The organism is Bacillus sp. AF62, assembly GCF_050312695.1.
Classification (GTDB): domain Bacteria; phylum Bacillota; class Bacilli; order Bacillales; family Bacillaceae_G; genus Bacillus_A; species Bacillus_A cereus.
Genome location: NZ_JBNPJZ010000042.1, coordinates 55,328 through 80,576, shown reverse-complemented (window position 1 = coordinate 80,576; position 25,249 = coordinate 55,328). Strand labels below are relative to the sequence as shown.

Genomic DNA, 25,249 nt, shown 5'->3' with positions numbered 1-25,249 from the left:
ATGCTTCACAAGAATAATAAATTTTGTTCAATTTTTTTCCAAAACTATGTATTTTTTTTGAACAGTATATAATGTCCTCGACATCATTTTACAAAATCAACCGCTACTTTGTCATGTTTTTCTCAAAAAAGAAGAAAAGTTGACAAAAATAAAATAGGAAAGTGACATGCACTCTCCTATTTTATTTCTCTATGCATATGAATGTAAACCGGCAATAATTAAGTTTACTACAATAAAGTTAAACATAATAATTGCAAAACCAATTACTGCAAGCCAAGCTGATTTCTCTCCATGCCACCCTTTAGATAATCGTAAATGTAGTACTGCAGCATAAAAAAGCCACGTTATAAGTGCCCAAACCTCTTTCGGATCCCAGCCCCAAAAACGCGTCCACGCTATTTGAGCCCAAATCATTGCAAAAATTAACGCTCCTAATGTGAAAACTGGGAATCCAATTGCAATAGATCGATATCCGATTTCATCTAGTAAATCACTATTCGTATTCTTTACTAACGGCTGAAGTGCTGCCGATACTCGCTTCCGTAAAACAAGTCTTAATACAATATAAAGTAATGTTCCAACTAATACTGACCAAATAACAGTATTTAATTTCTTCGCATTTACAATCGCTGGAACTTCAACTGCCGGTTCTAATTTATTTTCTGTCAGTAACTTCCCTTCATGCGGTCCAACTAAAGCCGGAAGATTGTACTTCATTTCCAGTTGCTGTTCATTTTTATCAACCCATTGAAACTTCGCTTCATATTTCATACTAGAAAATACCGTTGTTACTCCAATAAATCCAACTGTACAAACAAGTGTAAATACTACCGTCTCTAGCCAAAATGTCCGTTTACTTCTCGTTGATTGATCTACATTTTTTAATAAATACATAACGCCCGTAATAAAACTAATCGCTAAAATTGCTTGTCCTGCTGCTGCAGTCGTCACGTGAATATGTAACCAATTACTTTTTAAAGATGGAATAAGCGGAGATATTTCCCTCGGAAACATACTTGCATAGGCAATTAATAAAAGCGCAACTGGTAATGCAAATAGTCCAATTATACTTACACGGTACATAAAATACATTACAATAAATGCTCCTACAAGCATCATGCCGAAAAATGTACCGAATTCAAAAAAGTTACTAACTGGTGCATGCCCTGATGCGATCCACCTTGTAACAAAATATACTGTTTGTGCTATAAACCCTAAAATTGTAATTGTTATTCCTACATTTGCCCATTTATGACCCTTTTCTTTAATGGCTCCACCAAAAAATAGAGTCGCAATTAAATATAAAATAAATGCGGTAAAGAGAAAGTTACTACTTATTTGCACCATATCGTTTCCCCACCTTAACTAATTTTTTTATCGATTACTTTATCATTTGGCTGTGGAATTGCTGTACCTTCTATTACTCTTTCAATATCTTTCTTTAAACCGAACCAATTTTTATTCGTATGCCCTGCAATCCACCATTCATCATTAACACGTTGTATCCAAATACGGCGATGATTCCAATACATACCTTGAATGACACCAACCATAAATATAAACCCTCCAATACCGAGAATCCAAAGCGTTAAATCTTTTCTTACAGTAAGTGCTGTTGCATTTTGCATTTCAACACCTGCAAACGACATTTTATATTTGTTGTTTCCATCAGGTTCTATATTTTGCTGAATACCAACAAAACTCACTTCACCATCCGGTGTTCCAGGTGTAAACATTTTAAATACAAATGCAGGATTGTTCGGTAATTTCGTTTTTGTATTTGGTTTTCCATTCTCATCAAAATAAAAATCAGGAAAATAGCTTAATAGTTCTAGAGAATAACCATTTCCTAAATCATATTTTTCCTTAGGATTCGTTAAATCTACTTTAATCGGTCCCCATTTTTGATTATTTTCTTTATTTTGCAAGTTGAAGGACATACTTTTAAATTCACTTTCTTTATAATCCACTTGATACACTGCAAATTGATCAAATTTCAGTGGTTCATTTACTCGAATTTCCGCTTCTTTTACTTTTTCCAACTTTGGTTTTTGCCCTGCTATATTTTCGCCCACAGCTTTATATAATACAGCATTCGTTTGGAAGTTTTTCGCAATCATTTTATCGCCTACACGATCAATCGCTTCCTCAAAAACTTCCTTGTCCTTACTTTTATCATAAACTTCTTTTATAAATTTCTCGTTTTTTAAGTAGTATTGTCCATCCGTCCCTGGTATTTCTTTCGTTTCACCATCACGTAACCAAAGTGCTTCGTCTACGTACATACTCGGTAAAAAACGAAGCATCGCACCGAATAAAAAGATAATAAGACCGATATGATTTACATATGGACCCCAACGCGAGAAGCGTCCCTTTTCTGCTAAAACGTTTCCGTCTTCCACTTTCACGTTATAGTTTCTTTTCTTTAAATTCTTTTGCACTCTTTCCAGGTCACCATCTTTCGGTGTACCAGTCCCATATAATCTCTGTCTCTTTAAAAAGCTAGGATGTCTTTTTACGCCTTGCTTTTTTAAAGCTTTATAAAGTGGAATAACGCGGTCTAAACTACATATCACAAGTGAAATACCGATAGAAGCAATCAAAATCATATACCACCATGAACCGTATAAATTATTAAATCCTAATTGATAGTATAATTGCCCTAAAAATCCGTATTCTTGTTTATAATATTCAGCTGGTGCAATCCCTGGAGTTATGTACATTTCTTGCGGAAAAATAGTTCCTATCGCTGATGCAGCTAAAGTTATTACGATTAGCCATACACCCACTTTTACAGAAGAGAAAAAGCTCCAAATTTTATCGACTATCGTTTTTGTTTGCGTGAGAGATCTCCGTGCACTCCCCTCATAGCGCATATCCAATAGTTTTGCATTTTCATTGCTTTCAAATGGTTTCCCGCAAGCTTCACAAAAAACGGTTCCTATCGGATTAACATGTCCACATTCACATTTAATTTCTTTCAACACTCTCACCGCCCCTGTCTCTATATGTACTATTGTATATTCTAACCTTGAGTTACCGCAATACTCAGAATTTTTAAACCAGAGGCACTATAGACACGCACCTCTTATGTAAAGGCTTTCTTTATTACGGAGTAATTTTCTTTAAATACCCTTCTAACTGTTCTTTCGTTTGTTCACCTATAATTTGCTCCACTACTTTTCCATCTTTATCAATCAAAAAGCTTGTCGGTAATGGACCTACTCCATATGTTCCTATAATCTTTTGTCCTTTATCAATAGCAACTGGGAATTTCAAACCATATTGGTTCACAAAGTTCTTTACTGCAATATCCGTTTCATCCGCATCTAACGCTATGATTTCAACGCCTTTTTCTTTATACTTTGGATATAATTCATTCATATAAGGCATTTCTTTTTCACAAGGTTTACACCACGTACCCCAAAAGTTTAAAAATACACCTTTTCCCTTTAAATCTTTTAGTTCAATTTTCTTCCCTTCTAAATCCGTCACAACAAAGTTAGGTGCTTCTTTTCCGATTTGCATTTTCTCTTTATTAGCAAAGAATCCTTGATAAAGGGTAAATCCTACAGCACCACATAAAATGAGTAGAATAATAACGCGAAATAATAAGCGATTTTTCTTCATATTACCTCTCCTCTCCTCGGTAAATGTTATGTATTATCTTCTGTAAATGTTGTATTGAATAAATCACCAGCAGAGCACTCCACTGGTGAATTTTTAACTCTATAGCTTATCTTGGCTTTGTAGAAGCAAGCGCGCGTAATTGTTTCACCTCATGTGGTGTCAATTCTCTCGCATCACCAGGTCGCAGGCTTCCTACTTCTAAGAAAGCATAACGTTCACGTTTTAATTTCACTACTTTACAGTCTAACGCTTCAAACATACGACGTACTTGACGGTTACGTCCTTCATGAATTGTTAATTGTACAATAGCCATTTCTTTACGCTTGTCCCAAGAAATAATTTTCACATGTGCTCGTGCTGTTTTACCGTCTTCTAGTGCAACACCGCGTTCTAACATGCGAATTTTCTCACCTGTTAATGGGCCTTTTATTTTTGCAACATACGTTTTTTCAACTTTATATTTAGGATGCATTAATATATTTGCGAAGTCCCCGTCGTTTGTCATTAATAATACTCCTGACGTATCATAATCTAGACGTCCGATTGGGAATAAACGTTGTGTAATTTCAGGGAAAAAGTCTGTTACAACACTTCTACCTTTATCATCTGATACACTTGAAATTACACCAGTTGGTTTATATAGTAAAAAATAAACAGGTTCTTCTTTTTCAAGAGGGATGTTATTTACTTCTACTTTATCTTGAGGAGTTACTTTTGTTCCTAACTCTTTCACTATTTTTCCGTTAACTTTCACTTTTCCTTGCTGAATTAATTCCTCAGCCTTTCTTCTCGATGCAATACCTGCTTGCGCAATCACTTTTTGTAATCGTTCCATTTCTTTTTTTCACCTCGAATTTATCTTACCTTACATTAGAAAGACTTGGCAACCGCATACGCTTTACGGTTATTCGCTCCATCTCACTTAAACAACATAGCGATGATATTAAACATATAAAGGTCAAATCATGTTTTTATCCTTTATTATTGTCCATATTTTTCATATTTCTCACAATAAAAGTTCATCATTTTGTCAAAAATACCACATAAAAAAACCACTATTAAGCTACACCTTAATAGTGGTCGTATACGTATTATACGCGAAATAGCATAAAAAATGAATAGCTTTACTGAAACAATAGGGAAACAAAGACAATCGAGCAAATAATTCCGATTAAATCTGCAAAAAGACCTACTTTTAATGCATCTCCCATTTTTCTAATACCAACAGCTCCGAAGTATACTGTTAAAATATAAAAAGTCGTATCTGTACTCCCTTGCATCGTAGAAGCTAATCTCCCAATGAATGAGTCTGGCCCATATGTGGCAATTAAATCAGTCGTAATACTTAGACCAGCAGAACCTGAAATAGGGCGTATTAGTGCTAATGGAACGATTTCTGCTGGAACATGAATTAAATCTAGCATTGGCTTCATTACTGATATCATTGCATCTAGCGCACCTGAAGATCGGAATATAGAAATAGAAACAAGCATTCCAACCATAAACGGTAAAATGGAAATTGCAATTTGAATCCCTTCTTTTCCTCCCTCAACGAACGATTCATACGTCGGCACTTTCTTTATCGTGCCATATAAAAGGATAAAACCAATTACACAAGGGATTACCCATAAAGAAATTGTATTTACAATACTCATTTTTTCCGCCCCTTTCTACTCCTTCTTAGGTAAAAATAGCGGTCAATCCAAATCGCTCCAATCATAGAAAGTACTTGTGCAATAAATGTTACCCCAACAATTTCAGTAGGATTGGCTGATTCATACGTCATTCGAATTGAAATGACTGTCGTAGGAATTAATGTAATAGCTGATGTATTTAATGCTAGAAACGTCACCATAGAACGGCTCGCCGAATCCTTTCCTCCATTTAACTCTTTTAGTTGTTCCATCGCTTTAATACCAAGAGGGGTTGCTGCATTACCTAGACCAAAAAAGTTTGCCATCATATTTGATAGAATAAATCCCATGGACGGATGGTCCTTTGGTATTTCTGGAAACAACCTTTTTACTATCGGCATAAAAAGTGAAACTAATTTTTTTAACAATCCGGCTTCCTCTGCAATTTTCATTAAACCAAGCCAAAATACTAAAACACTAATAAGTCCTATACAAATCGTTACTGCATCTTTTGCTCCGTCAAATACAGCCTTATTCACTTCTTCCATCGTTCCATTTATCATGGCGTATACAATCCCAATGACAGCCATCGCTACCCATACGAGATTAACCATCGTTCCCAACACCTATCATGTAAGAAAAAATTTCTTTCACATTATTCCAGTAAAGTCCCGTTGTAGCTACTAACTTCCGTTTACTATAAAATAAATTCCGTTCTCCAACTTTCTCATTGCCAACATAAACATCTGTCTTTCCAACCTTTACTCCATCCTCAAGCGTTATACTTTTATCCAGTTCAACTTTTAATAACACGTTCTTTCTTTCCTCTTCAGTTAACGGCACGGAAAAACTATTTTTCGTATAAACATGGTTGGCATACTTCTTTTCATTTATTTCAGCAATTGCTCCTTGTCCTAAAACTTTCGTTTGCTTGAAACGTTCGAATCCTTTGTCAAATAGATTCATATGATCATCCCAATCACTAGAAGCACTCAAAGTTACGACAATTAAATCTAGTCCATCTTTTGATGCCGTTGTAACAAGCGTTCTTCCTGCTTTCTTCGTAAAGCCTGTTTTTCCTCCTGTTGCAAATTCATAATAAGACGTTACCAACTTATGTTTATTTTTCCACGGGTAATCCCAAGAATCGGATTTATACGTTTTTGTTCCAAAGATTTTTTTAAATGACTCGTTTCCCATTGCATACTTCGTTAATAACGCCATATCGTAAGCCGACGAATAATGTGATCCATCTCCATCTAAACCATGAGGGTTTGAAAAGTGAGTATCTTTCATTCCAATTTCTTTCGCCTTTTCATTCATTAAATATACGAATCCATCTATACTCCCACCCACACTTTCAGCAATTACTTGCGCTGCGTCATTACCAGATCTAAGCATGAGTCCGTATACTAAATCTTCTAACTTCACTTTTTGTCCAGGCTTTAAATAGATTGCTGATCCTTCCACCCTCACCGCTTCATTGCTAACTGACACCATTTCTTTCATCTTCCCTGATTCAGCAGCTAACAAGGCAGTCATAATTTTTGTTATACTAGCAATTTTTTGAGGTTCATGTTCTGCTTTTCCGTATAATACACGACCAGACTGTTGCTCCATTAATACAGCATTTCGAGCACTGACATTGCTGTTCATCTTTGCATATGTAGGAATTGGCATAACGCTTGCGTACATAATAAGAAGCGTAATGATTACACAAATTCGTCTCATATTTCCCCCCACGTCCTTTTGGCACTTTTTGTACAAGTGTATGCTTGGCCTTTTAAAATATGAACGAAATCTTCCTTCTGCTTCCATTAAAAAAGACGCAGAGAATTTGCGTCTAATATGGTGTCCATTCAATTTGTTTCGCAGTTTCAAACCTTTTTTCTACATCAGGCCAATTTACAACATTCCACCAGTTTTTAATATATTCATCTTTTCGATTTTGGTATTGTAAATAATACGCATGTTCCCAGACATCTAGTACAAGGAGTGGTATCGTATCCCATTGTGTAAATAATTGATGAAGTGTACTTTGCAAAATTTCTAACCTTCCAGACCGGGGCACCCAAACGAGAATTGCCCAGCCTGAACCTTCTACTTTAGAGGCCGCTTCTGTAAAATGTTTTTGGAAACGTAAAAAGCTCCCAAAATCTTGTTCGATTTGTTGTGAAAAAGCACCTCTTGGACTTCCACCACCGTCTTTTTTCATGTTATTCCAAAATATCGTGTGTAAGTAATGACCTGACCCATGAAAAGCCGCTTCTCTTTCCCAATGCTTAATTAAATCAAATTGATTTGTTTTTCTCGCTTCTTCCATCATCTTCTCTGCTTTATTTAACCCTTCCACGTAACTCCGATGATGTTTATCATGGTGTAACATCATAATTTCTTTAGAAATATACGGTTCTAACGCATTATACGGATAAGGTAATGGCGGGAGTGTATGTCCTCCAATTGGAACAGCTCGTTCGCTATCCCCTCTTTCATATAATTCATATTCCTCTTCTTCTTGCATAAATACTTCCTGCAAGTGATGCTGAATATGTTCTACATCATCACTTATTTCATACATAAACTCTGCATCTGTTTCATACTCATGCTCTTTCATACGCTCTAACAACGTCTGAATTTTATAAGCAAGCATATGGACATCATACACTTCCATTGCACGGCTATCTAATACGTGAAGAACACTTTCACACCAATTTTCTACTTCATGAAAGTAATCTGTAAATACACCTTGCTGATTCATGTTGCACCTCCCTAATGCTATCCACTTAACTATATTCAATGAAAATCCCTTATATAACTGTACAAAAGGAAAAGAAGCTAAGTCACCTTAGCTTCTTTTCCGCAATCAATATTTGTGTAACATCTTTGTCTGATAATCCGTCTCATAATATTCTAGTTCTTCACGCATCAATTGAAATTTACCTTCTAAACTCTTCATCACTTGCCCCAAAGATGCAGGTGGTGTTTGTTGAAAAACGATAGAATTTTTTCCTGTATATGCAGACCGACTATTTTCATACCAATAATCACTCTTCGGTGAAAAAAACTCTGCAATTACTTGATGGTAAATCTTATATAAAATTTTTTCAGCTGCTGTTTTTCGAAATGGCTGACTATTCAACAAAACAAAACATGCATCATGTCCTTCTTCGCAAAAAACGAGAAGTCGTCTCATTGATGCTAATAACCCTTTATAATATTGCTCGTTCCCTGCCGGTGTCTCCTCTAATAAAGAAGGCAACGTATGATAATTTACATAATTGGTTATTAAATGAATAGCATCTTCTAAAAATATAGAAACTTGCTCTGTTTGATTTTCAACCATCAAATTAGACATTTTTCTCTCTCCTTTGCCATTTTACGCTATTTCTACTCTTTTATTTTTATGTAATTCAGCCAATATTTCTTGTACTTTCAACACCGTTCCCTCATCAAAATATTGTTGAAATTCTTCCATATTATTTAAATACAAACGTTTTTGCGCACGAAGCTCCCTATCTTTCACTAAACAACATATCGCTACAATATCGCGCAAATATATGTGTTGTTCTTCTACTTTATACACTGGATTTCCTTCAAAAGGAGTAATTTCTTGTAAAACTTCTTCAAAATATCGAACGTATAAAACCGAAAAAGTTTTCTCTTTATCATTTAATATATATGTCACTTCAGATCTGTTAAAAAAATCCTCTGATGTATTAGGTTTCGCTTTTTCTAACTCATATCCTACATAACCTTTTATAATCATATACTCCCCCCTCCTCCTTCTTTTATCTTATTCTAACTTAATTTTCTGATAAACAAAATATTCTTTTAAATATACCTATATAAAAAATAGCTCCCCTATACAGGAATTTACCTTTTTATTTTTCTTGAAGTTTGTCATAATAATATTATTGTCTCAGTTTTCTTACACAAGGAGAGTTGTATTTATGTCGTTTTCATGGAAACGTTTCTTACAAATCGGGAAAATTATCTTCCCATTTGTTGTATTAACAATTGTATTCTTTCAAGCAAAAAAAGAATTAGCGGGCATTTCTTTTTTAGAAGCGATTGATACAATTAAAAACATTCCAACTGGAGGAGTCTTTTTAGCAATTACACTTGGTGCATTCGCTGTATCAACAATGTTCTTTTATGACTATGTTATGCTTCGTTACTTAAAAGCTGATATTCCTGTCCAAAAGATTTTCCGTATCTCGTGGATTGCTAATACTTTAAATGGATTTATCGGGTTTGGTGGTCTCGTTGGAGCCGGCGTACGCACAATGCTTTATCGTCCATACATAAAAGAAAATGGAAAACTTATTAAAAGTATCGCTTGGATGACAACTGCCTTTATTAATGGATTAGCCATTCTTTCATTTCTTGGTCTTATCGGAATATTAGACACGAGATTTATTTTGCATGAAAAACCATGGCTATGGCCTGTTCTTATCTTCTTTGCTCTTTTCGTTCCTATATATATCGGGTTTTCTAAATTAAAAAATAGAAAAGCGACGCAAACAGAGGGACAAGAAGAAGAGGAGAAAAACCCAACCGTTTTATACTCATTAGTTTCATTAGTCGAATGGGTATCTGCTGGTATTGTTATGTACGTCATATTATTATTATTTGGCATTGAAATCGAATTCCAAAAGTTTTTAGGCGTATATGTCATTGCTGCTTTAGCTGGTGTCGTTAGTCTTGTTCCTGGTGGCCTTGGATCATTTGATCTTGTCTTCTTAACTGGGCTTGGGCAATACGGCATCGATACAGGTGTTTTACTCCCTGCTATGTTATTATATCGTCTCGTCTATTACATCTTACCATTCTGCCTTGGTCTCATTTTTGCAGCTTTTGAAATGACAGGAGTAGCCATTAAAAAGTTTGAAGATAAACCTTTTATTGCGCCTGCATTAGAGACAACTGGTGTTATATGGACTTTGCAGCGTGACTTTCTAGGAAAGTTAGGTTCTTGGGCATCTGCTGCTTTAACAGTATTTGCTGGCTTAATGGTTATTTTATCAACCATTCTACCGACAAGTATAAATCGGGCACACGCCTTACATATTCTAGCTCCAAAACACCTTATTCAATTTTCTTTTAGCTTATCGCTAACATTCGGTATTCTCCTACTCATTCTTTCACGGGGGATATATTACGGAACAAAACGTTCTTATTATATGACGATTGTTTCTTTAATTGGAGCGGCTATTTTTAATACACTAAAAGGAATTGATGTTGAAGAAACGTTTATTTTATTAATCGTACTCGCTGTATTGTATATGCTTCGTAAAAGGTTTGTACGTGAGAAAATGGAAGTCTCACTTTCCGATATCGTAAAAGTTTTTATATTCCTACTTGTAACGTTATATTTATATAAAAACTTAGGTATTTTATTTGCAGGTGCAAAGGAAGCTTTCAAACCTGATTTTGTCGTTCGTAATATTACACAAGTGAAACGAAGTGCATTAGCAGCTGCCTTTTTTGTTCCTACTTTTTTACTAATTGGTTCACTCATTGCAAATCGTTATCGAAATGAATTTCCCGGGCAACCAGCTAATGATAAAAGATTACAAAACTTCTTAGATGAACATGGTGGAAACGTACTTAGTCATTTAGGTTTTTTAGGAGATAAGCAGTTCTTTTTCAGTAGTGATGGAAAAGCACTCATTCTCTTCTCAATAACTGGAAAACGACTTATTGTACTAGGTGATCCAATTGGGGACCCTTCCTCCTATCGTACTGTACTGCAAGAGTTTTTAGCTGAGGCTGATCGATTTGGATACATTTGTGTATTCTACCAAATTGAAAGTAAATGGATGAGTTTATATCACGATTTTGGTTATAACTTCTTTAAGCTCGGTGAAGAAGCTGTTGTTGATTTAAATACATTTACAATAACAGGAAAGAAACGCGCTGGCATGCGAGCTACTTTCAACCGTTTTGAAAGAGAAGGCTATACATTCTCTATTCACGAGCCACCTTTCTCAGACGAATTATATGAAGAGTTAAGAAAAGTTTCAGATGCATGGCTTGGTGGAAAAAAAGAGAAAGGTTTTTCACTCGGATACTTCGATCGTGAATATATTAGTCGTGCTCCTATTGCAACATTATCTGATGCAGATGGAAAAATTATTGCATTCACAACATTCATGCCCGTATATCAAAACGGATCATTATCTGTCGATTTAATGCGATATTATCCCGATGCGCCTAGCGGCATTATGGACGCAATTTTCATCCACTTATTCCAATGGGCAAAAGAAAATGAATACCACTCCTTTAATATTGGTATGGCACCACTTTCAAATGTTGGTTTATCCACACAGTCTTTCTGGTCTGAACGAGTGGCTGCTGCAATCTTTAATAACGTTCGTTATACGTATAGTTTCAGCGGATTACGACATTTTAAAGAAAAATATAAACCAGCATGGAGCGGTAAATATTTAGCATTTAGGAAGAATCATTCTTTACCAATTACAATGCTCTCTGTAACAAAATTAATAGGAAAAAGAAAAAACAGCTAAATTCTTAGCTGTTTTTTCTTTTTTGAACTTGTACAATAAATTCTTTTTCATACTTCTTACCATTTATATAGAAATTCCCCCACATTTTATACGTGCCCTCGGCAGGAAATGTAATCCGGTATTGTAATTGCTCATCCGTATCTACAGGCATAGCGTATAAAAAGTTCTCCTTCGTTTCATCCACGATATAGAGTGACTCTACTTCTCCTCTCTCTGAATGTAATTTCAATTTTTCACCCTTTTTCGCTTGAAACTGAAATGTTAACGTAACTGGTTCATTCGGATGTAATGCGCCAAATAAAAGAGAAACTTCATACTCTCCTATTTTTTTTGTAAGTACACTGTCGATTGGAAATTTCACTTTTTTCTTATTGTTCTCCTCTTTCGTTCTACCAAAATCTTTCCTAGCGAATGACTCTACGGACTTATTTTTATCTTCGTATAAAAATATTGTATATTCTTCGTCTTTCGCTATTTTGGAAGATAACTTATATGACCCGTTCCCTGCAAATGTAGGTTTAATTTGTTGTATGTGTTTTAACTGTCCATCTACAATCACTGCCCGAATTTGATCATTTAAACCACGAATTTCATTATTCTTTTTGTTTAACAACTGAAATACAATATCTACTTTCTCATTTCCCTTTCCATTTGACACATCCCACTTTACTTCCTGAACATCTCCTACAGTCTCTTCGTTTTCTTGATATTTTTTTATGTAAAATCCTCCTGCCACAATAAGTACTAACGCAATAAGCCCAATGACAAGATTTTTCAAAACATCACCTACCATTTTTATTGTCTCTGTTCATACAAAACTTCTTAAGGTATATATTCTAGATTATGATTTATGAAATCCTCCTATTTTGCACATATTACAAATAATAAAAAGATTTTAATTGAAAGGATTCGTAGTGTATAATGCAAATGATATTGATTTCTATCAATACATTATAAGGAGGACTTTTCATGAGTGTACATATCGAAGCAAAACAAGGCGAAATCGCTGAATCTATTCTATTACCTGGTGATCCATTACGTGCAAAATATATCGCTGAAACATTTCTAGAGGATGTTACTTGCTATAATAACGTACGTGGTATGTTAGGTTTCACTGGAACTTATAAAGGAAAACGTGTATCTGTTCAAGGTACAGGTATGGGTGTTCCTTCTATTTCTATTTATGCAAACGAATTAATCCAAAGCTACGGAGTTAAAAATTTAATTCGCGTTGGAACTTGCGGTGCAATTCAAAAAGATGTAAAAGTTCGTGATGTTATTATCGCAATGACGGCTTGTACTGATTCTAATATGAACCGTTTAACATTCCCAGGATTTGATTTTGCACCAGCTGCAAACTTTGATCTTTTAAAGAAAGCTTACGATGCTGGAACTGAAAAAGGATTACACGTTCGTGTCGGTAACGTTTTAACAGCAGATGTGTTTTATCGTGAAAGCATGGACATGGTTAAAAAACTTGGAGATTACGGTGTATTAGCAGTAGAAATGGAAACAACTGCTCTTTACACATTAGCAGCGAAATACGGTGTAAATGCATTATCTGTATTAACAGTTAGCGATCACATCTTCACTGGCGAAGAAACAACATCTGAAGAGCGTCAAACTACATTTAACGAAATGATTGAAATCGCTTTAGATGCAGCAATTCAACAATAATACACTAAAGAACTTGTCATACGTCTGGCGAGTTCTTTTTATGTGACTTTTTATAAATAACTATTTCATAAAGAGACAGATTTCTCCCCTCTACTTTCTTGTAACGTTTGTTATAATAAAGTGAAACTTTAATCAGTGGGGATTTTTCCCATTCCCCACTGATTATTAGTTGAACCAATCAGGATTTTACGGGCAGTTGATCTCCCGCCTAACTCCCTTGTATTTGCCGAATTTTGAAGTAGGAGTCTTATTACCCGTTAAAGCGGGATAAAGAAATCATTTACAGTATTTCTCATAAGAGGTGACGCAGTGAAAAACAGAAGTATCGTCTTTAAACTATTTTTATTAACATCAACTTTATTTACAATCATATTCCTACTTTTTTTCCTAGGACAATCTCTATTTTTAGAGAAATTTTATATTAATAAAAAAGTAAAAACAGTTCAAACTGCTTTTGAAAAATTCGTAGATAATTATGACAAAAGTGATAAAAGTTATGAGAAAATTAGAAAACTAAAACAAGAATTTCATGATAAAACAAATGCCGATATGCAGTTTTTGGATTCTAACGGTATTATTAAAAGTGATAACAATTACTATATCGATGTATTTAATCCCAACAATAATAAACAGTATTCCATTCCACTCAATAATCTTTTAACACCAGAAGAATATAATAAATTCGAAAATTTAGGTTTAAAAAAAGATGTAATAATTAATGTTGATGGAGTCGTACAAGAGAATAATATAATCACACCACAAAAATTAGGAACGAATTATAATCAATGGCAAAACGAACATTTCTATTCGGATTTTCAGTCGATTAATGGTAATCCTTCCAAGAATAGACTTGCAAGCCGATACAAATCTACAACTCGCATCGTCTTTACAGGTGTTATAACTAAGTTACAGCTCCCATCAAAAGCTGAGGTTCGTCTTGCAAATGATATTGAAACATTACAAGCCGTTCAATATTTTGCAGATATTATTAGAGATGGCACTTCTAACTCGAACCAATTAAACACGTTCATATTAGATGGTGGCGAAAATATAAAAAATAGTATCTTTGTAAAACCGATTATAGAAAACGGAAAGATTACAGAATATGCTTTTGCGATAGCATCTTTGCAGCCCGTTAATGAAGCGATGCTCGTTTTAAAAGACTATTATGTTTATGCCTTAATCATCGTGTTTCTCGTTATTATTTTGTTATCCTTCTACTACTCAAAAATCATTGTTAAGCCATTAATTAAAATAAATCGTGTTACAAAAAAAATGGCTAATTTTGATTTCAGCGAGAAATTACCTGTTACAGCTGACGATGAAATTGGCGGGCTTTCTGGCAGTATCAATACATTATCTGTAAATTTAAAAGATCGAATCGATCGATTAAATGTCGCTAATACAAAGTTACAACAAGATATTGAACGTGAACGTCAATTAGAAAAAACAAGAAAAGAATTCATTTCTGGCGTGTCACACGAATTAAAAACACCACTGAGTGTAATTAGAAGTTTTGCAGAAGGAATTAAAGATGGTGTTAGTAAGGATACTTCGTATTATACTGATGTTATTTTAGAAGAAACAGAAAATATGAACAGGCTGATTGTTGAAATGTTAGAATTAGCAAAGCTGGAATCTGGTACTTACAAACTAGATATGACGACGTTCTCAATTGGTGAATTAACGCAACAAGTCTACACAAAATTATTATTTAGCATGGAAGAAAAACATTTACAAGTGAATGTCGATGCAGACCCTTCTATACTTGTTAAAGCAAATCGCAGTCGCATTGAGCAAGTAGTTGTGAACTTACTAAGTAATGCAATCCGTTATACGCCAGATGGAGAAAAAATACAAGTCTCTATTATAGAAGCAGAAGATACCGTAAAAGTCGAAATCGAAAATACAGGAAACCCTATCCCTGAAGAAAGTCTTGAAAAAATTTGGGATCGCTTCTATCGTCTAGATGCATCACGTAGCCGTCACACTGGAGGTACCGGTCTTGGATTATCTATTGTAAAAAACATTTTAGACCTCCATCATGCCGAATACGGTGTGTATAATACGACTAACAGTGTTGTATTCTATTTCAATTTACAAAAAGTAAAAGAAGTCAAATAATTTGTCTTAATTTCACTAGGAGTTCACATGAAATTCACACTCTCCCTTTATAGTAAGAAACAAGTTAATCCTTTCCTTTACACATATAAAAGAGGAGAGTGCGTGAAATGAAACAAGCAGGACAACCTATTCAAAATGAAAAACAATTAGAAACTATCAAAAATATACTTTTACAATCTTCGAAACGTGATGGCTTATTATTCGTATTAGCTGTAAATTCTGGCTTAAAAGTAAGTGAAATCTTACAATTAAAAGTTAGTGATGTAATCGATGAAAATGAAAATGTTCGCCATTCCATTTTATTTTACAATGAAAAAGTGAAGAAACATAAATGGTTTGCTGTAAATGAAGACTTACAGCACGCAATCGAAGACTACATGAAAGAACGTAAAACTTGGAAACGTAATGAACCATTGTTAAAATCTCAAAAAGGAACAAAATCTATTACGAGACAACATGCATGGTACATTTTAAACAAAGCTGCAAAAGAAGTTGGATTAGAAGGGATTAGCTCACATACACTTCGAAAAACTTGGGGTTATTGTGCATACAAATCAGGTGTTGATATTGCATTTTTACAACACTTCTTTGATCACAGTACTCCATCAAAAACTTTAAAGTATATCGGTATTGCTTAATAACTCTTATACATAAAAAAGGTTACCATTTGAAAATTTGGTAACCTTTTTTATATTTCATATTCTCTTTTCTTGTCTCTCCTATACTGTAGTGGTACTCTAATAATAAGGGGGAGAAATTATGAACACACTTACAATTGAATTACCAAAAGAAACGGCTGAAAAACTTGATTTATTAAAACAAGCTTATGAAAAGAAAACAGGTGCTTCTATCTCTGAGAGCACTCTCGTTCAAACACTTATCTCAAAAGAATTTATCCAGGCGATAACTCCTTTTGATTTACAACAATTCGTCAACGGAAAAGAACAGCATTAATGCTGTTCTTTTTTTATCTCTATTTAAAATATACAAAGTTTTTTATATATTTTTAGAAAAACCATTGACAATGATAATGATAACCATTATCATTTATTATGAAGCCAACAATTGATGAATCAACCAAACGCTCAGTAACATTGTTACCCCTCTTTTTCATATAGAAAGGCACTGTACATTCCCCCTGTTTGTACAGTGCCTTTCTTGTTTATTATCATTCAAAAAAATTTAATTGCTCCGGCTTTGGCTCACCATATGTAATGTTCATCATTTTCATAAGCTGTTTCGCATTATCTGCTGCATCCCCACCTGAATTGTTGTTAAACAGTACGTATATATCCTTTGTTTTCTTTTTTAATTGCTCTAGTCGTTCAACCCATTCTTCCAGTTCTTTATTGTTGTAGCGATATAAACAGCGAACCGCTCTCCAATTCTCCCCTTTATCAAGCCAACCATGAACATTTCGACCGTGAAAACGTATTAATGCCATGTCTGAATTCGTAACCTCTAACACGAGTGGCACAGAACCTATCCCAGCCTGTGGTTCATCACAAATTGTATGAACCCATTTCTCCTGTTCTAGAAACTGTAACGTCTTATCTCTCATTTCTGGATAAAACCATGTTTGATTTCGAAATTCTATTGCACATGGTAAACCTTCCATTTTTTCTTTCGTATATCGAAGAAAATCTACATTTTTCTTTTTGCAATCAAACCATGGTGGATATTGAAATAAAATTGTTTTTAATTTATCAGCTTCTAATAAAGGAAGAATAGACTGTTTATACACATCAAACATCTCATCGAACGTAGAAAAAGGAATTTCACCTTTCATATGTCCTGTCATTCCTTGATACGCTTTTACGACAAAAGAAAAATCTTTCGGCGTTTCCATTGCCCATTTTATATAATTTCGTGCAGGTTGCATCGCGTAAAATGAACTATCCACTTCCACAATAGGAAAATACTCGCTATATGTTCGTAATTTATTTCTATTTTCATAGGAATCTATGTATAAAGAATTATGATCTCCCCATCCTGTCACTCCAATGAACAGCACATATATCCCTCCCTTTTTAACTTCATCTTCTATTCACTTTCCAAACACTTTGCATCATGTAGCCTTTTCTTTAAGAGTATCCTTATAAAAATATGATATACTATATGGAAGAATTTTTAAAATGAGGGGTTATTTATTTATGCTTCCAAACGATGTTACTGTATCTCATGAAAAACGAATTGAAGAACTAGAAAATAAAGTACGTTTTTATGAAGAACTTGTGAATCAATTACCACATCATTTCACATACAAAAATCCACATATTGGTTTACGAATAAAGAAAACCAGAACAACTCATTCCATTCAAGAAATACCAAAAGAAAATAAAGAAGCTAATTTTCAACTTACTTGTGATTCATTATTTTTATTTGAACAACTTGAAAAACACTTTGTTCATATTTTTGATGCCTTTTCACATCATGTAACCTTTGTCGATAGTAAAGGGAATATTACTTTATGTAATCAAGTTGCCGCGGATGATTTCGGTGTAATACGCAATGATATTATTGGAAAACCAATTCAACAATTACTAAACTTGCCGGAAGAAAAAATTAAAGCAATTGAAACATTAAGAACGGGAACAGAAATATATAATGAAGAAGTTTTAGACAAAAATTACGGTATTATAAATAACCGAATTATTCGTGATTATAACGGTGAGATTTTTAGAGTTATTAGTGTCTTTCATTATTTAAATACAGAACGTGATGCAGAGAAGTTTTCGTTAGCAGGGCGAATCGCAGCTGGAATTGCACACGAAGTACGAAATCCTCTTACAACAGTACGAGGATACTTACAATTTTTACAAGAAAGCGTTTCTACATCAAATCAAGAGTTATTTAAAAACTTGCTTATCCCTGAATTAGATCGTGCAAATAATATTATTACAAAATTTTTAGCTGTTTCAAAAACACGGGAATTTACAAGAGAACCGTTTCCGATCAATACATTTTTACGTGACTATATTCAACAGTTACTAGCTAGTGAAGTCTCCTTGCATAACATTTCAATTGATTATAACTTCTCTAATGAATTAGATGATATTTTAGTCAATATTGATCGACATGAACTTGTTCAAGTGTTTTTAAATCTATTTCAAAATGCCGTCGATGCTCAAGGCGACAAACCTCTTTCTATTCAAATTACTAGTTATCGCCTTGATAACTTCGTTCGGATTACTTTCACAGATAATGGAATTGGTATTCCTCCAGCTATTCAAGAATATATCTTTGATCCATTCTTCTCAACGAAGGATTCGGGAACAGGACTAGGCTTGTCAGTAACAAAAAAAATCATCCAAAATCATAACGGCACATTAAAAATGACTAGTAATGAAGATGGTACAACTTTCACTATTTCAATTCCAATCTTACCTAAAACAACCCTTGAAAAATTAAATCAATGTAAATAAAGGACTAATCCACGAACTACATGCCAATTGTTAAACACTCCCAACAATTAGCATGTAGTTTTTTATGTTGCACTTTTCTTCTTTACATTATATAAACCTTTCTCTATATCTTACTTATTTCTTTCTAGGTGGGCCAATTTCTTATTTTTTTAGAAATGGTAGTTTGTCCATCACGAATTTAGTATAAATTTCATTTTAATATATAGTAATGACTAATGATTCTATGAAAGAAAAGAATGAAAAGATGAACAATAAAAATAAAGGAAAAGTATTTTATGGTAATGATTGTTGCGAAGTAAGAGCATGTAGCCATATTAACATCCCTAAGTCAAAACTTACAGAATTTGTTAGACTTCTTCAAGCTCTTGGTCAAGCTATTCTAGTTCAATATGGATCTGGTTGCCTAGGTGGAGGAACTACGGGGACTACTGGTGCTCAAGGCGCTCAAGGGCCTCAAGGCGCTCAAGGACCTGCGGGCGATACAACTGCGACACTATCTGTCTTCCGAATTTACTAACCACAATTTCCGATAATATTTTGGGAGGACTAAGCACATTTATAAGTAATAGGTTTGCTTTTGATTGTCTATTAAATCTCTCTTTTAATAAAAAGGAGCACTTATTTGGGAGGATAAGTGCTCCTTCTTTACGTTTCTTTACCTCAAATTTACTCTATCTTAATCCTCATTTTGTATGATAAATAATGAAGTCAAAGATATGAAAGAGGGATGAAAAATGAGAGTTATGTCACTGATACGCATTTGGATTGCTCTTATGGTATGCATTATTTTATGTGTAGGATTTTTTTTAACTCTAAAATACTCCACTATTTCAAAAGCAGAGAGAAAAACAGTTCCATACAAACTTTTGTATACGAAACAAAACGACATCCCTTATTCCAATTCCACAAATAATGAAAAAAAAGTTATAAAAGGAATGCTTATTACGAAAGCTTCTAATTACGAAACTCTACTTCAAATTGCTGAAACGATTAAAGATCAGTATACAAATAAAAGAATTGATGAAATCACGCTGTCTATCCATAATGAAAATAATGGTAGTTATGAAGAAGAATTACCTTACGAACCGATTAGTAAAGGAACAATAATCGTCACATACGATTCTCAATCCTTTGGCAGTACGAACATTACTCTTAATGAATAGTAGCATTTATCTCACTCATTATGAGCTCACTTTATTTTTCACACGAGAAAGAGGCGAATAATGAAATTCGCCTCTTTTTTTACCATAATGATGGAATCCACTCTTTCACTTTATCAAACCACTCTTGCTGTTCTTTTTTCCTTTGTTGCTCTTCTTCTTGCCTTTTCTTTTCTTCTTCTTTTCTTCGCTTTTCTTCTTCAATTGTTTGCAATTGTTTTTTATAGTCCGCCTCAGATATTAACGACAATTGGAACGCTTTTTGGGCTGGGTTTGCATTTGCTTTTTTCATGATATCCCGGAACATCGTCGTTGTAATTTGGCTACCACCCGGAACATAATGCTCGCTATCTGTTTTGTCATATCCTACCCAAATCGCACCTACTAAATCTGGTGTGTATCCTACAAACCACGAGTCCTTTGCCCCTACGCTCGGGCCATTTACAAGTTGAGTCGTCCCTGTCTTTCCTGCTGTATCAACATTATTAACTTTCGCTTTTTCACCTGTTCCCTTTTCGACTACACCTTTTAATAAATACGTCATCTTTTGAGCAATTTTTTCACTCGTCACTCGTGTCTCTTTTTTATACCATTTTCCTATTATTTCCCCTTCAGCATTTTGAACTTCTCTAATTGCATGAGCCTCTACTTGAACCCCATCATTAGCGAATGTACTATATGCTTGGGCCATTACAAATGGAGATGTCCCTACATGCATCCCACCTAAAGCAATTGGATACGTACGGTCTTCTGGTACTAATGGAATACCAAATCGCTCTAAAGATTTCAATCCTTTATCTAATCCTATTTGCTCTAATAACCACACAGCAGAAACATTATACGACTTTGCTACCGCTTCATACATTGTCACATTACCATGAAAAGCCTGATCACTATTTTTCGGTTCATATTCTTTAATATGAAATGGTTCATCCTTTAATATATCGTATACCTCATACCCTTGTTCTAAAGCGGGTACATATACAGCTAGAGGCTTTAATGTTGAACCTGGCTGTCTTTTTAATTGCGTAGCATGATTAAATTGTAAAAACTGATATGGTCCTCTCCCCCCAACTAAAGCTGGAACACCGCCTGTTTTGGGATTTATAAGGACTACACCCGTTTGCATAAGTTGATCTGAGCCACTATCTTTAAAATAACTATCATTATTCACAACATCTTCTACAGCTTGTTGTTTTTTCGGATCCAACTCTGTATAAATACGATAACCACCTGCTAAAATTTCATTTTGTGTTAATTCATACTTATCCATCGCTTCCCTAACTATATAGTCTACATATTGGGAGTATTTACCTTTATATTTATCATCAACCCCACGTTTTAATACAAGTCCTGACTCTTTTTCTTTATTGTATTGCTCTTCAGAAATATATCCTTGTTCCTTCATTAAACTTAATACGACATTACGTCGTTCAATTGATTTATTAAAGTTTTTATAAGGCGAATACGCAGACGGCGCTTTAATTAAGCCCGCGATCGTTGCAGCTTCTGAAATTGATAAATCTTTTACCTCTTTATCAAAATAAGATTTAGCTGCCCTCTTTATCCCCCAAGCACCTTCCCCAAAATAAATTTGATTCATATACATTTCAATAATTTCATCTTTTGTATAAGTACGTTCTATTTTTTTCGTTAAAAAGTATTCCTTTATTTTACGAGAAAATGTACGATCTTGTGTCAGAAATACATTCTTCGCAAGCTGCTGTGTAATTGTACTTCCCCCTGCTACAACTTCTCCTGCTGTAATATTTTTAAAAACTGCACTTATAATTCCACTATAATAAATACCATGATGGTTAAAAAATTCCTTATCTTCTACTGCAACAATTGCCTGAACCATAATATCAGGAATATCTTTTCTTTTAACGCCTTCTGTTTTCGAAGAAGCTAATTTAGTTGCGACCTCATTATTTGCATCATAAATTAAAGTCGGTTGTGGAACAGCTTGTTTTAATTCAGATATGTCTTGAATGGAAATTATTATATTTACAGCAATAAATATAGTAACGAGTACACTTCCCAATACAATTAATGAATTACGAAGTTTCTTCCTCTTATTGAACCACTCAAGCATTTTTTTAAAATGAGTGTTCTTCAATTTCATTCGTTCACTTCCTTCATTTATTTACACTCTTCTTTTTAAAAGGAAGAATATACCGCCTTTTAAATTTATTATAATAACGTAGTCATTCCTATAGTGTAAAGCTTTTCTTTTACATTCATACTTTTTGCAAGAAAAGGACATTCTACAAGTAAGATATTCACTATTGGATATTAATATTATTAATAGAACAACGAGAGTTATGTTAAGTTTTTGTAAACTTTTCGATAAAATGTTTTAAAAAACGACAGTTTTTTGTTAGAATTGATTAGCCAATATATTTTACATATATTACTTTTGTGGGGGTAACAATAATGGTCTTTAAATCAAAAAAAGATAAATTTTCTGAAATGTTAATGAATGTTTCCGAAAATTTAAAAGAAGGCGCGCAATTTTTCGTGGAGTATAAAATTAAAAATGCTAGCGATTTAAAAGAGTTTTCTATGCGCATGAAAGAGTATGAGTCAAAAGGTGACTCATTTATTCACGAAATCATTATGGAGCTAAACAAAGCGTTTATTACTCCGATTGAACGTGAGGACATCCTACAACTTGCAATGAGTATGGATGATGTATTAGACGGATTAGATCACAGTGCTGGTCTGTTCGAAATGTATTCTATTACAGAACCTGATGAATACATGATTAAATTCGTAGAAGCAATTAATCAATGTGCAATTGAAATTGCAAATTCTGTTGAACTGCTGTCTAAAAAGAAGTTAGTCGACATTCGTACGAACGCAATCAAGATTAAGGATTACGAATCACAATGCGATGATATTCGTCGTCATGCGATTAAGCACTTATTCTCTCGTGAGAAAGATCCGATTAAGATTATTCAATTTAAAGAGATTTACGAAGAGCTTGAAGAAGTAGCTGATAGCTGTCAAAGCGTTGCAAACGTATTAGAAACAATTATTATGAAGAACGCGTAAGGAGTTTGATCATGGATACACTCTTGATACTGACCGTTTTAGTAGTCATTTGCGCTTTAGCTTTTGACTTTATCAATGGATTTCACGATACAGCAAACGCTATTGCAACGGCTGTTTCAACGAAAGCTCTAAAGCCTAGACATGCAATTATTATGGCAGCTATTATGAACTTTTTAGGTGCAATGACATTTACAGGTGTAGCAAAAACGATTACAAAAGATATCGTTGACCCATTTGCTTTACAAAATGGTTCTCTTGTAATTTTAGCTGCTTTACTTGCGGCGATAGCATGGAACTTAATTACTTGGTACTACGGTATCCCAAGTAGTTCTTCGCATGCAATTATTGGCTCAATCGCAGGTGCAGCCATTGCTGCTGCTGGTATTAGCTCATTAAACCTTAAAGGATTCATTAAAATTCTTGAAGCTTTAATCATTTCACCAATTATCGCTTTCGTTATTGGTTATATCGTATACAGTATTTTTAAAGTGGTCTTTAAAAACTTTAACTTAACGAAAACGAACAAAAACTTCCGTATATTCCAGATTTTCACTGCAGCATTACAAGCCTATACACACGGTACGAATGATGCACAAAAAGCAATGGGAATCATCACGATGGCTCTTATGGCTAATAACTATCATACTTCTAGCGATATTCCGTCCTGGGTACAATTATCTTGTGCTATCGCAATGGGGCTTGGTACTTCTGTCGGTGGATGGAAAATTATTAAAACTGTCGGTGGACAAATTATGAAAATTCGTCCTGTAAATGGTGTAGCTGCCGATTTATCATCATCACTTGTTATTTTCGGTGCAACATTCATTCACTTACCGGTTAGTACGACGCACGTTATCTCTTCTTCTATTTTAGGGGTTGGTGCTTCTCACCGTGTGAAAGGGGTAAAATGGGGAACTGCAAAACGTATGTTAATTACATGGGTTATTACACTTCCTATTTCAGCTTCTTTAGCTGCTCTGTTTTACTATCTATTACATTTTGTTTTCTAATCAAAAGTCGTCTTCCTTATTTTTCTAGGAAGACGACTTTTTTGTGAACAAGCCTATTTCTCATTAAAAAGCGTGTATAATAATTGGTGGATAAGTTATTTAGAGGAGTTGGCAATTTTGGAATACATCATGTTACTTTTCATCGGACTAATCGCCGGGACAGTCGGCAGCCTAGTTGGGCTTGGAGGCGGAATTATTATTGTTCCGTTATTAATTGGATTACACAGTTTATCACCACAACTTGCAGTAGGGACTTCTATGGTAACAGTCGTTTTTACAGGGCTATCTTCCACCCTTACTTACATGAAGCATAAACGAGTAGATTATAAAAGTGGACTTATTTTATTTATCGGAAGCGGCCCTGGTGGTATTATCGGATCATGGGCAAATAAATTTTTAAACCAAGACACATTTTCTTTATACTTTGGGATTTTCCTTATATTCGTCTCAATTCTACTTATGCTTCGAGACAAGTTAAAACCTCTTTCCCTCTCAAATACGTCTGTAATTAAGCGTTCTTTTACAGATAATGATGGAAATACTGTACACTATCAATTCCCACCGTTTCTTGCTATCTTTATTGCCTTTATAGTTGGGTTTATATCTGGGTTATTTGGAATTGGTGGCGGTGCCTTACTTGTTCCAGCAATGATGCTTCTTTTTGCATTCCCAGCACATATTGCAGTAGCAACTTCAATGTTCATCGTATTTCTATCAGCAATTGTAAGTTCTGCAACTCACATCTCACTTGGAAATGTCAGCTGGATTTATGCATTAATCCTTATTCCTGGTGCATGGATCGGCGGAAAAATCGGGGCTTATATTAATACAAAACTAAGTGGTAACGCCGTAATTAATTTATTACGTATTACGTTAATTATTCTTGGAACTAGATTAATCATTATTTCCCTTTTATAACGTATTCTTTTTAGAATGCGTTTTTCTTATACACATGAATATAAAAATCCTCCGAGGAGAACAAATAAAATTAAACAAACACAT

General features: G+C 34.3%; 24 protein-coding genes. 11 read left to right on the top strand and 13 right to left on the bottom strand.

The window, feature by feature from the left end; genetic code table 11:
• Nucleotides 1–189: 189 nt before the first annotated feature.
• The 10 genes from resC to ACQRBL_RS07090 form a co-directional block, all read right to left on the bottom strand.
• Nucleotides 190–1,347, bottom strand: a complete 1,158-nt coding sequence (gene resC, locus ACQRBL_RS07135) for a cytochrome c biogenesis protein ResC (protein ID WP_000250087.1) — start codon at nucleotides 1,345–1,347, stop codon at nucleotides 190–192.
• 14 nt (nucleotides 1,348–1,361) lie between these two features.
• Entirely contained in the window at nucleotides 1,362–2,987 is a 1,626-nt protein-coding gene (resB, locus tag ACQRBL_RS07130; RefSeq protein WP_411995784.1) for a cytochrome c biogenesis protein ResB, read from the bottom strand.
• Between the two features lie 121 nt (nucleotides 2,988–3,108).
• A complete protein-coding gene (resA, locus tag ACQRBL_RS07125; RefSeq protein ID WP_000742194.1) occupies nucleotides 3,109–3,630 on the bottom strand; it encodes a thiol-disulfide oxidoreductase ResA in 522 nt (173 codons plus the stop codon).
• 106 nt (nucleotides 3,631–3,736) lie between these two features.
• Entirely contained in the window at nucleotides 3,737–4,465 is a 729-nt protein-coding gene (rluB, locus tag ACQRBL_RS07120) for a 23S rRNA pseudouridine(2605) synthase RluB (protein ID WP_411995785.1), read from the bottom strand.
• 289 nt (nucleotides 4,466–4,754) lie between these two features.
• Nucleotides 4,755–5,285, bottom strand: a complete 531-nt coding sequence (gene spmB, locus ACQRBL_RS07115; RefSeq protein WP_000029514.1) for a spore maturation protein SpmB — start codon at nucleotides 5,283–5,285, stop codon at nucleotides 4,755–4,757.
• Nucleotides 5,282–5,878, bottom strand: a complete 597-nt coding sequence (gene spmA / locus ACQRBL_RS07110; RefSeq protein WP_065482895.1) for a spore maturation protein SpmA — start codon at nucleotides 5,876–5,878, stop codon at nucleotides 5,282–5,284. The genes spmB and spmA overlap by 4 nt, the downstream gene beginning before the upstream one ends.
• Complete coding sequence (locus ACQRBL_RS07105) at nucleotides 5,871–6,995, bottom strand: D-alanyl-D-alanine carboxypeptidase family protein (protein ID WP_001252626.1); 1,125 nt, start codon at nucleotides 6,993–6,995, stop codon at nucleotides 5,871–5,873. Before ACQRBL_RS07105 ends, spmA begins: the two co-directional genes overlap by 8 nt.
• Before the next feature lie 112 nt (nucleotides 6,996–7,107).
• Nucleotides 7,108–8,022, bottom strand: coding sequence for a superoxide dismutase (locus ACQRBL_RS07100; protein ID WP_001075742.1), 915 nt, complete (start codon nucleotides 8,020–8,022; stop codon nucleotides 7,108–7,110).
• 105 nt (nucleotides 8,023–8,127) lie between these two features.
• Nucleotides 8,128–8,619: a YpuI family protein gene (locus ACQRBL_RS07095; protein WP_000067551.1), complete on the bottom strand. Its 492-nt coding sequence runs from the start codon at nucleotides 8,617–8,619 to the stop codon at nucleotides 8,128–8,130.
• 21 nt (nucleotides 8,620–8,640) lie between these two features.
• Nucleotides 8,641–9,030, bottom strand: a complete 390-nt coding sequence (locus tag ACQRBL_RS07090; protein WP_000584358.1) for a hypothetical protein — start codon at nucleotides 9,028–9,030, stop codon at nucleotides 8,641–8,643.
• A 184-nt stretch (nucleotides 9,031–9,214) separates the two neighbouring features.
• Between ACQRBL_RS07090 and mprF the strand changes: the two genes are divergently transcribed.
• Entirely contained in the window at nucleotides 9,215–11,794 is a 2,580-nt protein-coding gene (gene mprF / locus ACQRBL_RS07085; RefSeq protein WP_000010853.1) for a bifunctional lysylphosphatidylglycerol flippase/synthetase MprF, read from the top strand.
• Between the two features lie 4 nt (nucleotides 11,795–11,798).
• Here the strand turns inward: mprF and ACQRBL_RS07080 are convergent, their stop codons facing one another.
• Nucleotides 11,799–12,587 carry a hypothetical protein gene (locus ACQRBL_RS07080; protein ID WP_000232601.1) on the bottom strand — a complete coding sequence of 263 codons (789 nt, stop codon included), beginning with the start codon at nucleotides 12,585–12,587 and terminating at the stop codon, nucleotides 11,799–11,801.
• 176 nt (nucleotides 12,588–12,763) lie between these two features.
• Between ACQRBL_RS07080 and deoD the strand changes: the two genes are divergently transcribed.
• From deoD to ACQRBL_RS07060, 4 genes are all read left to right on the top strand, one after another.
• The gene (deoD, locus tag ACQRBL_RS07075; RefSeq protein ID WP_000110700.1) at nucleotides 12,764–13,471 is read left to right on the top strand and encodes a purine-nucleoside phosphorylase; all 708 of its coding nucleotides are present in this window, start codon (nucleotides 12,764–12,766) and stop codon (nucleotides 13,469–13,471) included.
• Nucleotides 13,472–13,780: 309 nt separating this feature from the next.
• Nucleotides 13,781–15,595, top strand: coding sequence for a sensor histidine kinase (locus ACQRBL_RS07070; RefSeq protein ID WP_023521492.1), 1,815 nt, complete (start codon nucleotides 13,781–13,783; stop codon nucleotides 15,593–15,595).
• 107 nt (nucleotides 15,596–15,702) lie between these two features.
• Nucleotides 15,703–16,233: a tyrosine-type recombinase/integrase gene (locus ACQRBL_RS07065; RefSeq protein ID WP_000806236.1), complete on the top strand. Its 531-nt coding sequence runs from the start codon at nucleotides 15,703–15,705 to the stop codon at nucleotides 16,231–16,233.
• Nucleotides 16,234–16,354: 121 nt separating this feature from the next.
• Entirely contained in the window at nucleotides 16,355–16,549 is a 195-nt protein-coding gene (locus ACQRBL_RS07060; RefSeq protein ID WP_001094860.1) for a DUF3924 domain-containing protein, read from the top strand.
• Between the two features lie 214 nt (nucleotides 16,550–16,763).
• On the opposite strand, the gene ACQRBL_RS07055 is transcribed toward ACQRBL_RS07060, so the two are convergent.
• Nucleotides 16,764–17,609 (bottom strand): DUF72 domain-containing protein, encoded by an 846-nt coding sequence (locus ACQRBL_RS07055; RefSeq protein ID WP_000897364.1) that lies wholly within the window; start codon nucleotides 17,607–17,609, stop codon nucleotides 16,764–16,766.
• Between the two features lie 139 nt (nucleotides 17,610–17,748).
• Here ACQRBL_RS07055 and ACQRBL_RS07050 point away from each other — a divergent pair, with 139 nt between their 5' ends.
• The 3 genes from ACQRBL_RS07050 to ACQRBL_RS07040 all read left to right on the top strand — a co-directional run bounded on the left by ACQRBL_RS07050 (nucleotide 17,749) and on the right by ACQRBL_RS07040 (nucleotide 20,183).
• A complete protein-coding gene (locus ACQRBL_RS07050; RefSeq protein ID WP_000937268.1) occupies nucleotides 17,749–19,020 on the top strand; it encodes an ATP-binding protein in 1,272 nt (423 codons plus the stop codon).
• 223 nt (nucleotides 19,021–19,243) lie between these two features.
• Nucleotides 19,244–19,537, top strand: a complete 294-nt coding sequence (locus tag ACQRBL_RS07045; protein WP_411995826.1) for a hypothetical protein — start codon at nucleotides 19,244–19,246, stop codon at nucleotides 19,535–19,537.
• A gap of 217 nt (nucleotides 19,538–19,754) precedes the next feature.
• Nucleotides 19,755–20,183 (top strand): hypothetical protein, encoded by a 429-nt coding sequence (locus ACQRBL_RS07040; protein WP_065482885.1) that lies wholly within the window; start codon nucleotides 19,755–19,757, stop codon nucleotides 20,181–20,183.
• Between the two features lie 79 nt (nucleotides 20,184–20,262).
• Here ACQRBL_RS07040 and ACQRBL_RS07035 read toward each other — a convergent pair whose 3' ends face one another.
• Entirely contained in the window at nucleotides 20,263–22,305 is a 2,043-nt protein-coding gene (locus tag ACQRBL_RS07035) for a transglycosylase domain-containing protein (protein WP_053564901.1), read from the bottom strand.
• Between the two features lie 311 nt (nucleotides 22,306–22,616).
• Here ACQRBL_RS07035 and ACQRBL_RS07030 point away from each other — a divergent pair, with 311 nt between their 5' ends.
• The 3 genes from ACQRBL_RS07030 to ACQRBL_RS07020 all read left to right on the top strand — a co-directional run bounded on the left by ACQRBL_RS07030 (nucleotide 22,617) and on the right by ACQRBL_RS07020 (nucleotide 25,165).
• Nucleotides 22,617–23,237: a DUF47 domain-containing protein gene (locus ACQRBL_RS07030; RefSeq protein ID WP_411995786.1), complete on the top strand. Its 621-nt coding sequence runs from the start codon at nucleotides 22,617–22,619 to the stop codon at nucleotides 23,235–23,237.
• Between the two features lie 11 nt (nucleotides 23,238–23,248).
• Entirely contained in the window at nucleotides 23,249–24,247 is a 999-nt protein-coding gene (locus tag ACQRBL_RS07025) for an inorganic phosphate transporter (RefSeq protein WP_411995787.1), read from the top strand.
• 117 nt (nucleotides 24,248–24,364) lie between these two features.
• Nucleotides 24,365–25,165: a sulfite exporter TauE/SafE family protein gene (locus ACQRBL_RS07020; RefSeq protein WP_000455762.1), complete on the top strand. Its 801-nt coding sequence runs from the start codon at nucleotides 24,365–24,367 to the stop codon at nucleotides 25,163–25,165.
• Nucleotides 25,166–25,249: the final 84 nt, after the last annotated feature.